General features: G+C 62.9%; 12 protein-coding genes. 1 reads left to right on the top strand and 11 read right to left on the bottom strand.

Going from position 1 to position 14,327, the window contains the following annotated elements:
- Nucleotides 1–40: 40 nt before the first annotated feature.
- From ACQPYR_RS22135 to ACQPYR_RS22180, 10 genes are all read right to left on the bottom strand, one after another.
- A complete protein-coding gene (locus ACQPYR_RS22135; RefSeq protein ID WP_433620846.1) occupies nt 41–478 on the bottom strand; it encodes a substrate-binding domain-containing protein in 438 nt (145 codons plus the stop codon).
- Nucleotides 479–589: 111 nt separating this feature from the next.
- Nucleotides 590–2,314 (bottom strand): CocE/NonD family hydrolase, encoded by a 1,725-nt coding sequence (locus ACQPYR_RS22140; protein WP_433620847.1) that lies wholly within the window; start codon nt 2,312–2,314, stop codon nt 590–592.
- 552 nt (nt 2,315–2,866) lie between these two features.
- Nucleotides 2,867–4,132 carry an SLC13 family permease gene (locus ACQPYR_RS22145; protein WP_433620848.1) on the bottom strand — a complete coding sequence of 422 codons (1,266 nt, stop codon included), beginning with the start codon at nt 4,130–4,132 and terminating at the stop codon, nt 2,867–2,869.
- Between the two features lie 47 nt (nt 4,133–4,179).
- Nucleotides 4,180–5,229 (bottom strand): lactonase family protein, encoded by a 1,050-nt coding sequence (locus ACQPYR_RS22150; protein WP_433620849.1) that lies wholly within the window; start codon nt 5,227–5,229, stop codon nt 4,180–4,182.
- Nucleotides 5,226–6,617, bottom strand: a complete 1,392-nt coding sequence (locus tag ACQPYR_RS22155) for an aldehyde dehydrogenase family protein (protein WP_433620850.1) — start codon at nt 6,615–6,617, stop codon at nt 5,226–5,228. Before ACQPYR_RS22155 ends, ACQPYR_RS22150 begins: the two co-directional genes overlap by 4 nt.
- A gap of 35 nt (nt 6,618–6,652) precedes the next feature.
- Nucleotides 6,653–7,957: a cation:dicarboxylate symporter family transporter gene (locus tag ACQPYR_RS22160; RefSeq protein WP_433620851.1), complete on the bottom strand. Its 1,305-nt coding sequence runs from the start codon at nt 7,955–7,957 to the stop codon at nt 6,653–6,655.
- Nucleotides 7,958–8,101: 144 nt separating this feature from the next.
- On the bottom strand, nt 8,102–8,488 hold the full coding sequence (locus ACQPYR_RS22165) for a cupin domain-containing protein (RefSeq protein WP_433620852.1): 387 nt from the start codon (nt 8,486–8,488) through the stop codon (nt 8,102–8,104).
- A gap of 76 nt (nt 8,489–8,564) precedes the next feature.
- Nucleotides 8,565–8,867, bottom strand: a complete 303-nt coding sequence (locus ACQPYR_RS22170; RefSeq protein ID WP_433620854.1) for a putative quinol monooxygenase — start codon at nt 8,865–8,867, stop codon at nt 8,565–8,567.
- Nucleotides 8,864–9,934: an Ldh family oxidoreductase gene (locus tag ACQPYR_RS22175; protein WP_433620855.1), complete on the bottom strand. Its 1,071-nt coding sequence runs from the start codon at nt 9,932–9,934 to the stop codon at nt 8,864–8,866. The genes ACQPYR_RS22170 and ACQPYR_RS22175 overlap by 4 nt, the downstream gene beginning before the upstream one ends.
- An 88-nt stretch (nt 9,935–10,022) precedes the next feature.
- The gene (locus ACQPYR_RS22180; protein ID WP_433620856.1) at nt 10,023–10,748 is read right to left on the bottom strand and encodes a GntR family transcriptional regulator; all 726 of its coding nucleotides are present in this window, start codon (nt 10,746–10,748) and stop codon (nt 10,023–10,025) included.
- Between the two features lie 155 nt (nt 10,749–10,903).
- Between ACQPYR_RS22180 and ACQPYR_RS22185 the strand changes: the two genes are divergently transcribed.
- The gene (locus ACQPYR_RS22185) at nt 10,904–12,112 is read left to right on the top strand and encodes an IS4 family transposase (RefSeq protein ID WP_433620857.1); all 1,209 of its coding nucleotides are present in this window, start codon (nt 10,904–10,906) and stop codon (nt 12,110–12,112) included.
- Nucleotides 12,113–12,670: 558 nt separating this feature from the next.
- On the opposite strand, the gene ACQPYR_RS22190 is transcribed toward ACQPYR_RS22185, so the two are convergent.
- Nucleotides 12,671–14,275, bottom strand: coding sequence for an AMP-binding protein (locus ACQPYR_RS22190; protein WP_433620858.1), 1,605 nt, complete (start codon nt 14,273–14,275; stop codon nt 12,671–12,673).
- Nucleotides 14,276–14,327 lie beyond the last annotated feature (52 nt).

Here is a 14,327-nt window from a genome sequence, read left to right on the forward strand (position 1 = left end):
GGCAACGATGCCACACACTGGCTGGAAAGACCGATGCCAACTATGCACATCTGTCCAGATTCATGGTTGTCATGACCAAGCGCCACGCTCCGGAACTTCCGCAGGAAATGACCATGGGAGTCACCACTAAGGTCCGCGAGGTTTCATCAACATCCCGGTCGGCCAGCAGTTCGATTGCGCCCGTGGCGATTTGCGCGAACGGAACGCGAACCGTGGTCAGCGGCACCGGGAGCCTGCTGACGATGGGAATGTCGTTGTAGCCGACGAGCGCAAGATCCTCGGGCATGCGCAAGCCAAACGCGGTGGCTGCGGCCATTACACCGATCGCGGTGTTGTCGTTGACCGCGAAGATCGCGGTGGACCGACCGGTCGAGCAGCACCTGGCCGACGGCTTGGTCGGACTCGATCGAAAAGGACTCGCCAGCGACCAGACTCGTAGACGCCGACCCCAGAATCGGCGAGAACGTCCGCATAGCACCAGCGGCGGTCCTGGGCGGTGGATGCGCGGGATGAGTTGCCCTCACTTGCCCACCCGCGAGCGCATCGATGGAACCCGACGCGTACTGCCGCACTCTCTACTCGATGTTGGTCACCCGTCTAAGGTTTGGTTGGACTTAGCTCCGTCGACCGCACCCTCAGCCACTCCGCTTCCACGCCGAGGATTCAAGCGGAAAGGTATGAGGAGATGGGAGTCGTAGCGGCCACCGGCGTAGACGATGTGCAGCCCTCGGTTGCGGTCTGAGTGATGCCGTTGAGTCGGCGTACCGGCCGGGTACTTGTTGATGTCGATGCCTTGAATGACAAGCTGCAGCTTCTCGCCCGCGTGGAATAAGGTCCCCGACGGTAGCACCTCGATCTCGACCGGCACGACCTCGCCCGGGGTGAGCTTCTTCTCACGACGATGCAGTAGCCATGGCTGCTCGGGCCTGGAGCGCTCCTCGTCGAGCTCGCGGTGGGAGACCCGCAGCCATCCGAGCGCGACGTTGCCGTTCTCCCAAATGGAGAAGAATGGGAAATGCACCGGGGTGCCGTTGGAGTCGAACTTCTGCAGAGCCACGAACAAGTCCATGTCATCAGAGCCCTCGGCCTCCACCCACAGCTTCAGCTTGATGTTGCCGATCAGCTCGGTGTCGGTCTCGAAGGTGTGCCCGAATACGAGATTGTCCGCCTCGTCCTGAGAGTCGTAGGAGGCACGTGCCGCGGTCGCGACCGGTGTGGTTGTCAGTGTTCTGGTAGAAGCGTCGAGATACAGCGACTTGAAGTCGATATCCGGAAGGGGCCAAGACTGTTCGCTTCTTATCTCGCCGACGTAGTAGCGGTCGCGAACCTCGAGACGCACCGGAGGCCATGCGGTGACGTCGGTTTCCTTGTTCAGTAGAAAGTGGTCGAAGAAGGCGCGCTGCCGGGCGATGGACTGGTCGTCGTAGAAGTATCCCCACTTCTTGCGGCCGTGAATGTCGAGCCACTTGTGTTCTGAGCCCAAGGCCTTATAGGCCTCGATGGTGCCGCGGGTGTGCAGTCCGTGGTCCGACCAGCTGGCAACGACGTATGCGGGAACGTGGATGTTGGCCCAATTGCCGCGCTTGGTCTCCCAGTACGCGTCGAAGAGCGGGTGCTGATCCCGCATCGCGATCGTGTCTTCGACTTTGGACTTGGAGAACAGGACCCCCTGTTGCCACCAGGGCAGAAATTGGGTCTCGGGAATTCCGCCATGGAATGCCACATCGCGGTAGAAGTCGCTGAATCCCTCCCAGGGGTTAATTGCTGCCAGATGTGGCGGCCGGGTGGCCGCGGTGAGCCACTGCATGACGGCTAGGTAGGACGCGCCAGCCATGCCGACCTTGCCGTTGCTCCACGGCTGAGTGCCTGCCCACTCGATGAGATCGTGGCAGTCATCGGCCTCCTCGATGCCGCACAACGACTCGGCGACACCTTCTGACCCCCAAGTGCCGCGCGGGTCGACAAATATGACGGCGTAGCCAGCCGGGCACCAGTAGGTTGGGTCGGGCGCCTCGAAAGCTGTGTAATCCGAGAGCTTGCCGGCGGGCACGCCCGTATCGACGGGAAAGTTTTCCATTTTCTGCGGGGAATGCTTGCCGTACGCGCTCCACGCGATAAGCGGAGCGACCGGCCGATCGCCGTCGGGGCGGAATAGGTCGACGAAGATGTTGACGTTGTCGCGCATCGGCACGGCCACGTCTCTTTCGATGATGAGGCCGTTCTCGACGGTGCGGCGGTATCCAAGTCTCGGATAGTCACCTTGTGCCGGGTCAACGCCATCTTTATAGCGGCGTTCGAATTCGGCTGCAGTCATAATGACGCCCTTTGTGATGTGCGCGTAGCGGCGGCGAATGTGATGATCCCAGTCGTCACGAATTGCATTCGTGGCCCCAGATCGCCGCCTGGCAACGGAACGCCACAACAGCTGTGGTGCGCGGGTTGAGCTCCATGAAGTTCTGCAACTGGAATGCTAGCGTTCTACGCTAGCCGAGGGATCTCCAGCACTCAAGTGCTAGCATGCAAGCTTTAAATCTTGTCCACAGCGGCGCGTCGTTACGGACGGGTTCGGCGATCGAGGCGGTCACTCGCGGCACACCATCGGCGGAGCCAAAACACTGGTGGCAGTTCGAGCTGATCGCGCCGAACGCCGTCGCGCCGTCGATTCTCGCAGGCGTCAGTCCTCACTGCCGAACCGTAAGGCGCGGCAGATCGGAACGAGATCGAGGTCCGCTGTTTCCCAGCACTCACGCGTCACCGCATCGGTGTCTGTTGGTGCTACCCAGCGACCGTGGCCTCGTATGCGCTGTTGGAGCACAACGACGGGTCGAGACCATTGCCTGCCAGGAAGATACCGGCTTGCGCCTGCTTAGAGACCGACAGCGATCGGGTAGAGGACGAGAAGGGCAGGAACTATTGCGGCCGCGATGCCGGCGATGATCAAGATCGTGCGGAATGTGCGTTGCTGCTCGGGAATCGCGGCGTTGCCAACAATCAGAGCGCCGCCGATGTGAACAGGGCTGATAGCGACCACCGCCGCGGACATCACCACGGTCACTAGGACAGCGAAGGCGGCTGTGTGCGAACCGCCCGCGACGCCGAGTCCTATCGGAACCATGACGCCGAGGACGACCAGCGTGGAGGATTCGGCGTTGGCGACGATCGCTGTGACGTAGGCGAGGAGGATCAGTAGCAAAGCAGGGCTTGTGATGTGGCCGATGGTGTCTTCGATACTGCGCAGAGTGCCGATTTTGTCCAGTAGCCCGAGGTATACCACCAGGCCGGAGAGCAGGAGTACTACCGGCCACGGCACTCGGGTGAGGATTTCCCGTTCGGACGGACGAAATGCCAGCTGGAGCAGGAGTGCGAGGACAAATGCTGTGAGCCCGATGTCGAGTTTGAAGGCTATCGCCGCGATGACCAGCACCGCGAGCGAGATCAATGAGGCCACCGAGTAAGCGTCGAGGTGCGGGCTGTCGGCGACGGGTTCGGTATCGGGTTCGTCGGCGAGACTGGGGGATTGAGCGGATCGTCGCGGATGCATCCGGGCCTGTACGAGCAGCAGAACAGCGGCGAGGACTGCATGCAGTACCACGACGATGCCGTAGAGCTGCCACGGGGAGTAGTCGATGTGGTGTTGTCGGCCGATGGTTTGTACCAGTGCGCCGGCGGGGCTGAGCGGGGACAGTCCAGCGGCATTAGCGGCCCAGACGCAGATGATCGCGAGCGTGAGGTAGTTCATCCGGTAGGTTTTCGCCAGGCGCGCCAGGATGGGGAGTAGCAGACTTATCGGTGCTGTTGGGAAGGCACCGATGGTGGAGAGGGCAGCGCCCGCGGCGAAGCCGATCCAGGGAATGATCCAATGTCGCTGCCCGACCGGACGCATGGCCGTGTCGATCAGCCAGGAGATCGCCCCACTGCGTTCGGCGTGCGCGAACAGCATAGTGACGCCGATGATGAGAATGACGAGGCTGGCCGGGAAGGCGCTGAAAGTGGTGGTGGCGTCGCGCCCCGAGAGTAGCGCCACGACCAGCGTGGCGGCGTAACCGAGGGCTCCGATATTGATCTTTCGCCAGATAGAGATGGTGAGCATCCCAGCGAGTACGAGCAGGGATACGAGCTGGATCGTTGTCATGAGGGGCCGGACTTCCTTGTACTCGGCGCCGTGTGGGCTGCGGATTGCTAGTGGTGCGTTGCGGGTCTGAACAGCACACACACCGGACTGCCCGTGCTTACTGCGCAGGATTGGCGTTTCAGGGTGCCGGTTTCGGGGTCAATGGTGAGCGCGACGATGGTGTCGCTGCGTTCGTTCGTTGCGTAGAGGTCCGTCCCGGTAGGGCCGAGGGTTATGAACCGGGGGCATTCTCCGCCGGTCGCCGTCCACCCGGCCGCGGTGAGCAGACCGGTGCCCCGGTCGACGGAGTAGCAGGCGACGCTGTTGTGTCCGCGGTTGGACACGTAGAGGAAACGCAGGTCGAAGGCACCGACTATCCCAGCAGCGCTGTTTGGCTCGGCGGCCGACAGCGGCACGGTCGGCAGGGTTTGCAGCGGCGTCAATTCTGTTCGCGCGCGGTCGAATTCATAGGTAGTGACGGTGCTGTCGAGTTCGTTCGCCACGTACACGCGGTCAAGTCGTGGGTGCAGGAGGGCATGCCGCGGTCCCGCACCGGCGCTGGCGGCGATCTTCGCGGCGACCGCCGAATGCGCCGGATGGAGCTCGAGGAGAAACACCGTGTCGGCACCCTTGTCCGGCACGATGATCAGACCGGACAGCGGATCGGGAAGTACCTGGTGTGGATGCGATTTCGAGCTCTCGCCCTGGTCGGCCAGATTCAGCAGATGGTGCGGTCCACCAGCCAGGGATCCGTCGGGGTTGATGGCGATCAGAGCCACCGAGCCGGTGGCGTAGTTGGCGACGACAAGTGTGAACTCATCGGCGGCGACGAGGTGTACCGGGTTCGTACCGCCGCAAGGGACGGTCCCGAGGAGCGCCAAAGTGCCGGAGCGGTCGTCGATGGAGAAAGCACTGACTTCCGAGCGATCGCCATGGGTGACGTACAAATGACGCTGTCCGGGACCAAAGCACAGGTAGGACGGATTGATCAGTTCGATGTCCTGCAGGTGTGTCCATCGCCCTGTGGTGCTGTCGATGTGCTGGACGCTGAGGCCGGTCCCGCGTCCCTGTCGTTCCGCAGTGGTGCGCGACCCGATGTATGCATACCAGTTCGTCATTGCTGTACCCAGTAGCTGCGGATGGTGGTGAACTCGCGCAGCCCTGCGGTGGCGAGTTCCCTGCCGTACCCGCTGTGTTTGGTTCCGCCGAACGGTAGGCGCGGATCGGAGGCGACGATCGCGTTGACGAAAACGGCTCCCGAGGTGATCCTGCGGGCCAACGCAACTGCCCGCTGCGGGTCTGCGGTCCACACGCTCAGGCCCAGTCCGTAGGGACTCGTGTCGGCCAGCTGCGCGAGATCGGCATCGGTCGCTGCGCTGGAAATCGCAGCGACCGGCCCGAAAGTCTCCTCGTCGAATACCGCCATGCCGGGCCGGACCTCGGACAGGACGGTCGGCTCATAGAAGTATCCCGGCTTGTCGATCGACTGGCCTCCAGTGAGCAGGCGCGCTCCCTGTGCCACCGACCGTACGACTTGATCGTCCACCTGTATGCGTAAATCGGCGCGAGCCAGAGGTCCGACCTGGGTGGTCGGGTCGTTAGGGTCACCCACCACGAGGTCTCGGGTTTTGTCCACGAAGAGGCGGGTGAATTGATCGGCGACCGAATCCGCGACCAGGAGCCGTTTGGCACACACACAACTCTGGCCGCAGTTGGTGAAGCGGGCCTTCACCGCGGCTGTTGTGGCAGCGTCGAGGTCCGCATCGTCGAGAACGATGAAAGGATCGGATCCGCCCAGCTCGAGCACCGCCTTCTTCACTCTCCGCCCGGCGGCGGCTCCGACAGCAGCACCTGCACGGTTGCTGCCGGTGAGAGTGACGGCCGCGATTCGATCGTCACCGACGAGGTGCTCGATCGTGGCTGGCACCTCCGGCTCCGCGACAACCAGCGCAGTGAGCAACCCTTCGGGAAAGCCCGACCGCCGCAACAGCTCTTCGATGGCCAGCGCACACCCGGTGACATTCGGGGAGTGCTTGAGCACTACTCCGTTGCCCGCGGCCAAGGTAGGCACCGCGAATCGCATGACCTGCCAGAACGGGAAATTCCACGGCATCACAGCCAGCACGACACCGGCCGGCTCGTAGGCTACCCAAGCCCGCGTCTCACTGCCGCCCATATTCACCGGTTCGTCGGCGAGCATATGACCGGCGTGGTCGGCATAGTAGTCGGCTGTGACAGCACATTTCTCGATCTCCGCGGTCGCTTCCGCGATCGGTTTGCCCATTTCCCGGGTGATCATTGAGGCGTAGGTGTCTTTGTCGGCGCGCAAAGCCGTTGCCAGGGAGCGCAAAGCCGCCAGTCGATCGCTCAAAGGCGTTGCAGCCCAGTGTCTAGCTGTGGCGTGGGTGTTCGCCAGGCAGTCCTCGATCTGATCGGTGGTCAGGGCCGGGTGGGCGGCGATGGTGATGCCCGTGGCCGGATTGACCGTGGTAATGGGCTCGATCATGGTGTCTCGCTTCGGGTCGGTGGATGGGCGGTGGATCAGGCTGCGGCAGAAACTTTTTCGGTGCCTGAGAGGACCTGCTGCGCCTGGCTCGAATCGAATTCGCCTTCCCATTTCGCGATGAAGATGGTGGCAACCGCATTGCCGAGCACGGTGGTGAGGATGCGGCCCTCGTTCAGGAAGCGGTCGATGCCGACGATGAGCGTCAGTGCGGCGACGGGGACGTGGCCGACGACGGAGAGGCTGCTGGCGAGAACCACGAACGCGCCGCCCGGTACGCCGGCGGCGCCTTTGCTGGTGAGCATCATGACACCGAGCACCCCCAGTTGCGTGCCGAGCGACAGATCGATCCCGAGGGCCTGCGCCAGGAACAGTGTCGAAAGAGTGAGGTAGATGGCCGTGCCGTCAAGGTTGAACGAGTATCCGGCGGGCAGGGTGAGACCAACTACGGAACGGGACACGCCGAGGTTTTCCATTTTGGTCATCATGCGAGGCAGTACAGCTTCGCTGGAGCAGGTGGCCAGCACGATCAGAAGTTCTTCCTTCAGGTACCGGCACAGCTTGAACAGGCTCAACCCCGTCAGGCGCAGTAGCCCGCCGAACACGACCAAGATGAAGACGAGGCAGGTGACGGTGAAGATCGCGATCAGAATCAGCAGTTGATGCAGCGTTCCGATGCCATATTTCCCGACGGTAAGCGCGAGACCGCCGAATGCGCCGAGCGGGGCGGTGCGCATGACCCAGCCGACGATCTTGTAGACGATCTTCGACAGGTTTTCCACCCCGAGCAGGATCCCGTCGGCAGCCGGGCCAACCGCCTTGATCGCTACACCGAACAAGATCGATACCAGCAGCACGGGCAGGATTTCACCCTCGGTGACAGAGCTGAACATCGTTGTCGGGATGACCGATAGCACGAAGTGTGGCAGGTCTATGTGGCTGGTGGTCGCTGCCTTCGGGAGGTTCGTGGTGCTGAGCGACGCCGCATCGACGTGCATTCCTGTCCCGGGGTGCAGCAGGTTGCCGACGGCGAGACCCACACCCATGCACAATCCGGTCAGCACGACGAAGTAGATCAGCGACTTCACGCCGACGCGCCCGACCCGGCCCAAGCTGTCGACTTTTCCCACGCCCAGCGTGACCGCGCAGAACACGACCGGCGCGACGATCATCGTCATCAATTTGACGAACACGTCACTGAGCAGCTGCATTCGGACTGCGGTGCCGGGCCACAGCACGCCGACGACAATCCCGGCGACTACGCCGATCAGTACCTGAACCCAGAGCTGGCGCAGCCAGTATCCGACGCCACGCTTCGTTGCGGGCGTTCTGACGCTCGGCATCTCGCGATCCTTTCGCGGAAGTATAATCGGTATACAAAGAGAAATTTTTTACTGTACTAATTAGTGTCGACAGTGAGTCGGCAGGCGGGTGTGTGTACTCCCCGCCGAACAGTGCGCTGCCGACGATGTTGTTCGTCGGGCTGGTTAGGCCGTCGGTGCGCCGCCTTTGTCGTGCACGGAGAGGTGTTCGAATGTTTCGCCGGTAGCGGTGATGGTCCGGGTGACGTCGCGGCCGCCGTAGATCCAGTAGATGCGCATGATTCCGGTTCCGCGGTTGAAGAATCGGTGCGGGATTCCGGCCGGCACCCAGGTTGCCTGGCCGGGGTTGAGATCGAACTGCTGGCCGTCGATCTCCGCGGTCGCTTCGCCATCGAGGATCAGCACGGATTCCTCGACATTGTGGCTGTGTAGCGGCAGTCCGGTGCCGGGTTGGAAAACGGTCTGCCCAGTGGTGATCCCCGCGGTCTCGGAGTTCCACTTGCCGACGTAGGGAATAGTCGTGACGCCGCCGCCACGGTCGAACGTTTCCACGGAATCGGGTCGGATGAGCAGACTGGGTGCTGCAGGTTCGGGGCACATAAGGCGAAATCCGTTCTGGAAGAGAATGTTACGAATGGTGGAACAACCGGCGTGAGAGAGTGTTGACCTGGCTGCCGGGCACGACATACTTGCTGACGGCCTCGCGCCAGAGCTTGAAATGGGGGGCGGCGCGGTGCGCGGCGACAGCCTCTTCGTCGTCGTACACCTCGTGGAATACGAAGTGCAGGTCGTCGTCGAGATCGCACACGACATCGAAATAACGGCAACCGGGTTCGTCGGTGAAGGAACTCCGGGCATTCTGCTCGATGGCTGCGAGAAATTCGTCGCGGTAACCCGGCGTGACCTGCAGGGAGACGGTAAGTGTGATCATGCGGAGATCTCCTGGGTTGAAATCGGCTGGGGCAGCGGCACTGCGGTTTCAGCGGCGATCGTTGCCAGCGCGTGCCAGGTCTCGTCGATAATCGTGATGCCTTCGGCGCGAAGGCGTTCGGCGGTGCGGTCCTCGGGCTCGCCGGGGATCAGGACCTCGTCCACTCCCGGTGCGGTTGGCGTGTCCTTCACTTGGCTGATCAGCAGGTCGAGCCGACGGTGGTACTCGACGGGGTCTGCGATCGCCGCGACGTCGAGGCAGACGAGCAGGTGGCCGACGCCGCTGCTGCCCTCCGGACGATACGGGCCGACGACGGATGTGCCGAAACTACTGCCGGTCAGCACACCGGCGAGGATATCCATCATGAAAGCGATGGCGTATCCCTTGTGACCGGCCATCGGCAGAATCAGTCCCTCCACTGCCCGCTGGGGATCGGTCGTCGCCACACCATCCGCATCCGCAGCCCACCCTGCGGGGATCGACTCGCCGCGTTCCCGTGCGTGATAGATCTTTCCGCGCGCCACAGCCGTGTTCGCGATATCCATCACCACTACGCCACCCGGACCACCAGGCGCCGCGATCGACCACGGATTGGTGCCCACCCGTTTTTCCCGCCCACCCCAAGGCGCCATCGCCGGGCTTGCGTTCGTCATCAAGATCGCCGCACACCCCCGCTCGGCGGCCCGGCGGGTGAAATACGCCGCCGTTCCGAAATGGCCGGAGTTGCGGACCGCGACTGCGCTCACTCCGTGGCGATGGGCACGGTCGACCCCCAACTCCACCGCATGCGCGGCCACCACCTGACCCAAACCGTCGCGGCCGTCCACCACCACCACCGCGCCAAGATCGGCCGCGATCTGCGGCGCTGCAGCCGACCTGGTCGCGCCGGACCGAAGACGATCCAGGTACCAGGGTAAACGCAGTACACCGTGGGACGGATGCCCCCACAACTCGGCGGTCACCAGTGTCTCGGCTAGCACCTGAGCATCGCCTGCGGGGACACCAAAGTGCTCGGTCGCCGCAGTGGTGAACTGCAGCAGATCGGCCGCACCGACGGTCACAGGCATTGTCGACGTCCTTACTCGAGCGGAGCTGTATTTCTCAATGTATACAGCAGGATGTGCAAGAGCGCCAGAGTGTTTGTTCGTTCGGCTTTCAGACTGCGTCGTGCAACTGCAGGTCGCCCCCCGACCGCGATCCGAGGTCGGTCAGACTGTTCACCAACGCGCGTAGCGTCTGCGCCAGGTGATGTCGGCACGCCGCCTCGGCGGCCTGTGCATCACCGTGGACGACCGCCTGCAGCATCGCCCGATGCTCCTCCACCGATACCAGCATCCGTTGCGGCCCACTGTGCGATAGTGCGCGCAACCGCACCGTTTGTCCGCGCAGATCGGCGATCGTGCGGGCAAGATACGGGTTTCGGCACGCAGCGATCACCGCCTGGTCGAACCCCTCGGTGAGATCGTAGAAGTTCTGGTAGTTCCGGGCTTGGGCCGTTACACTCGAGCTGCGGAAATCCGCATCGAACTTGTCCAGCCGCTCCAGAAGACCGCGAAAAGGTGCGAGCACCCGATCATCGGCTGCTCCCGCCGATGCCACCGATGCCACGGCATTCGGTTCGAGCAACATCCGGAAATCGAACAGCGCACGGACCCCGCCCAGCGAGATACTCGCCACCCGGGCCACCTCACCGGGAACGAAGTCGACCAAACCCTCGCGTGCAAGCCGCCGGATCGCGTCCCGCACAGGTGTCCGTGACGCCTCGTACTCCTCGGCGAGATGCACCTCGCTCAGTTTCGCACCAGGCTTCAGCCGTAACGACTCGATGTCCTGCTTCATGCGCTCGTAGATCGACTCGTTCTTGCTGGCTACCCGGGCCATACCCCTCCTCCGTGCGAACATCGTGATGTATACAGCTTACGACAAGGATTGGACCCCAGATGCGCCGGTTGGTCGACGGCGTGGCAACAGGGCTAGGCCCAATACCAGTGACTTAAGGTTTGTGTGCTGGTAGGTTCTGTGCCCGGGAGGTGTGTATGCCGCGGCCTGGGCAGGTCAAGACGGAGACGGATGAGCGGTTGTCTGACCGTATCGCGGTCGGGTTGTTGACGAGGACGTTTCCGCCGGAGTTGGTGGATCGGGTGGTGGCCGATTGCGGGCGGGCGGGGCAGCGGACGCGGTTGCTGCCGCCGCGTGTGGTGGTGTATTTCGTGCTGGCGATGTGCTTGTTTTCCGGTCAGGGCTATGAGGAGGTTGCGCGGCTGCTCACGCAGGGTTTGGTGTGGGCCAAGCGCTGGTCGGGGTCGTGGCAGGTGCCGACCACGGCGGCGATCTCGCGGGCGCGGGTGAAGCTGGGTCCGGCGCCGTTGAAGGCGTTGTTCGCCGAGGTCGCGCGGCCGTTGGCGACCGAATCGACCCCGGGTGGCTGGTATCGGGGTTGGCGGCTGGTCGCGGTGGACGGCACCACCTTCGATGTCCCCGACAGTGCCGAGAACGCGGAGTGTTTCGGGCGTCCGAAGACCCATCGCACTGAGCGGTGCGCGTATCCGCAGGTGCGGATGGTGGCTCTGGCCGAGTGCGGCACGCATGCGATCACTGCGGCGGCTCTGGGGTCGTTCACGACCGCTGAACCGGTCCTGGCCCGTGGGCTGTTCGGGCATCTGAGGTCTGGCGATCTGTTGTTGGCCGACCGTGGTTTCACCGGTATGCAGCTGTGGCGGGCGGCGTGCGCTGGTGGTGCGGATCTGTTGTGGCGCATACGATCCCACCTCGTCCTGCCGGTGGTCGAGGAGTTGGGCGACGGCTCGTATCTGTCGGAGATCGTGGAGGCGAAAGATCACCGCAAACGCGCCGATCCGACGAGGGTACGGGTTATCGAGTACACCCTCGAGGGGCCGGGATTCCCGCAGCAGGAGGCGCCCTACCGGTTGATCACCACGATCCTGGATCCCGCCGCGGCCCCGGCGACCGAGCTGGCCGCGTTGTATCACGAGCGCTGGGAGATCGAGACCGCACTCGATGAGTTGAAGACCCACCAGCGCGGACCCGCGCAAGTGCTGCGGTCGCGTTCGCCCGAGGGTGTCGAGCAGGAGATCTGGGGACACCTGCTGGTGCACTACGCCATTCGCACCCTGATGCACGACACCGCCGACGCTGCCCGTATCGACGCCGACCGGTTATCGTTCACCCGCAGCATCCGCCTCGCGCGCCGCCAGGTGAGCGCGCAGGCGGGTTTTTCCCCCTGACGACCTGGCCAGAGCATTGGCCGAGGGCCTGCGCGAGATCGCCCGTCACCTGCTGCCACCCAGACGCGGACGAACCAACCCCCGCGTCGTCAAACGCAAAATGTCGGGCTTCAAGGTCAAACGCGACAAACACCGCAAACCTGTTCCACGACAACCGAATCCGATCGAAGCAGTCACCATCGCCCCACACTGGCGCACGGCATCAACCACATCGCTAGCCAACGCAACAGCCAGACCCAAACAGCCTTAAGTCACTGGTATTGGGGCTAGGCCGCCAGTAACAGTGCTAAGTCGAACTCGTTCAGTATGTTTCGACCTTGCCAGATTCAGGATCTCACCGGAATCGACAGGGGACGCAGCCTAGGTGCTGCACCTCGTAATCGTCGGCGGTGAGTCGATGGCCCGAAACGCGCTGTGAACGGGGCTGCCTCGTTCACAGCGTGTTTCGGCGCTGCTGGCATGTGATGGGCGAAGCGAACCCGGACTACCGTGGTCCGCGCCCGCTCTCGACGAGACTGACTTCGCCGGGACCTGCGGCCACTTCGAGAGTCGGATGATCTACCTTCTATTCGGCTCCGCCGTCGCAGGCGCGCGCAGATCCTTGCGAAGGATTTTGCCGGACGCTGACTTCGGGATGGCGTCGATGAACTCCACAGCTCGCACCTTCTTGTGAGGAGCGACTTGACCGGCGACGAACTCGATGACCTCGTCGGCGGTAAGGTCCGCCTCGGGCTGGCGCACCACGAAAGCTTTCGGTATCTCCTCTCCGCTGTCGGCGTCGATGACTCCAATGACCGCGCTGTCTGCGATCTTCGGGTTGGTCAGCAACAGCGCTTCGAGTTCGGCCGGCGGCACCTGATAGCCCTTGTACTTGATGAGCTCCTTGAGCCTGTCGACGATGTAAACGGCACCCCTGGAGTCGACGGTGGCGATGTCACCGGTGTGCAGGAACCCTTCGTCGTCGACGGTCTCCGCCGTGGCATCCGGATTGTTGAGGTAGCCGGCCATGACGTTGGGCCCCTTGACCCACAGCTCGCCGGGCGCGCTCATTCCCGCTGCCGGCGGATCGATCTCCTCGCCAGTGTCCGGATCCACCAGTTTGTTGACCGTATTGGCAACCGGCAAGCCGACCGAGCTGAGAGGTATGTCTTCCCGATCGAACGGGATCGCGTGACTGGCCGGACTCAGCTCGCTCATGCCGTAGCCCTGGCGCACACGGACGTCGAGTCGCTTCGCAACGGACTTGCCGAGTTCCTCGTCGAGCGGCGCCGCACCGGAGAACACGGTGTGAACGCTGGACAGATCGTACTGTTCGACGGCCGGGTGCTTGGCCAGCGCCACCGCGACCGGCGGCGCAACAAACAGGTAGGTGAGTCTGTGCTCGTGCACAATTCCCAGGAACTCGTTCAGTTCGAACTTCGCCATCGTGACCAACCGCGCTCGGAGCTTCAGCGCGATATTGAGCAGAATCGTCAAACCGTAGATATGGAAGAACGGCAGCACCGCCAGTATCGCATCGTCGGATGTGATACCGAGCCGTGACTCCATTTGCGCAATATTGGCCACGAGGTTGCGGTGAGTCAGTATGACGCCCTTTGGTTTACCCGTGGTGCCCGAGGAGTAGGGAAGCACGGCGATATGGGTCGCCGGGTCGACCGACACTTCGAGTTCCGGCGCATCTTCAGCGAGTAGGAGGGGCAGACTCAGATGGTCACGAGCTTCATCGATGACGATCAACCGGTCGACGGGAATGCCCGCGCGATTGGCTGCGTCCTCGGCTTGCGGGAGCAATGCGGAAACCGTGAAGAGGAATTTCGTGCCCGAGTCGGTCAGTTGCTTCGCGATCTCTTCGGCAGTGTAGAGCGCATTTATGGTGGTAGCCGTCGCACCCGCACGCAGAATGCCGTGGAACACCGAGGCAAACGCCGGGTTGTTCGGTGAGTGCAGACCGACGACATCGCCGACATCGAGACCACGGGCCACGAGTGCTCTGGCCACGCCGTTGATCTGATCGAGAAGGGTCCTGTATGTGGTGACCGCCCCCGAGGTGCCGTCGATCAGTGCGGACCGGTCGAGTTCGGATTCGGTGATAGCGGCGAAAAGGTAATCGTAGACGGTTTGGTCGGGTATATCGACATCCGGAAACGGCGAGGCAAAGCTCATGATTATCTCCTTCGCGATTGCGCTGCAATTCTTATTTCTGCGGTGGCAGGCC

The organism is Nocardia sp. CA-120079 (genome assembly GCF_050955745.1).
Classification (GTDB): Bacteria; Actinomycetota; Actinomycetes; order Mycobacteriales; family Mycobacteriaceae; genus Nocardia.

Excerpts from the sequence above, each read along its gene's own strand:
- ACQPYR_RS22140 (WP_433620847.1), bottom strand. The coding sequence starts at position 2,314 with ATGACTGCAGCCGAATTCGAACGCCGCTATAAAGATGGCGTTGACCCG.
- ACQPYR_RS22145 (WP_433620848.1), bottom strand. The coding sequence starts at position 4,132 with ATGACAACGATCCAGCTCGTATCCCTGCTCGTACTCGCTGGGATGCTC.
- ACQPYR_RS22150 (WP_433620849.1), bottom strand. The coding sequence starts at position 5,229 with ATGACGAACTGGTATGCATACATCGGGTCGCGCACCACTGCGGAACGA.
- ACQPYR_RS22155 (WP_433620850.1), bottom strand. The coding sequence starts at position 6,617 with ATGATCGAGCCCATTACCACGGTCAATCCGGCCACGGGCATCACCATC.
- ACQPYR_RS22160 (WP_433620851.1), bottom strand. The coding sequence starts at position 7,957 with ATGCCGAGCGTCAGAACGCCCGCAACGAAGCGTGGCGTCGGATACTGG.
- ACQPYR_RS22170 (WP_433620854.1), bottom strand. The coding sequence starts at position 8,867 with ATGATCACACTTACCGTCTCCCTGCAGGTCACGCCGGGTTACCGCGAC.
- ACQPYR_RS22175 (WP_433620855.1), bottom strand. The coding sequence starts at position 9,934 with ATGCCTGTGACCGTCGGTGCGGCCGATCTGCTGCAGTTCACCACTGCG.
- ACQPYR_RS22180 (WP_433620856.1), bottom strand. The coding sequence starts at position 10,748 with ATGGCCCGGGTAGCCAGCAAGAACGAGTCGATCTACGAGCGCATGAAG.
- ACQPYR_RS22185 (WP_433620857.1), top strand. The coding sequence starts at position 10,904 with ATGCCGCGGCCTGGGCAGGTCAAGACGGAGACGGATGAGCGGTTGTCT.
- ACQPYR_RS22190 (WP_433620858.1), bottom strand. The coding sequence starts at position 14,275 with ATGAGCTTTGCCTCGCCGTTTCCGGATGTCGATATACCCGACCAAACC.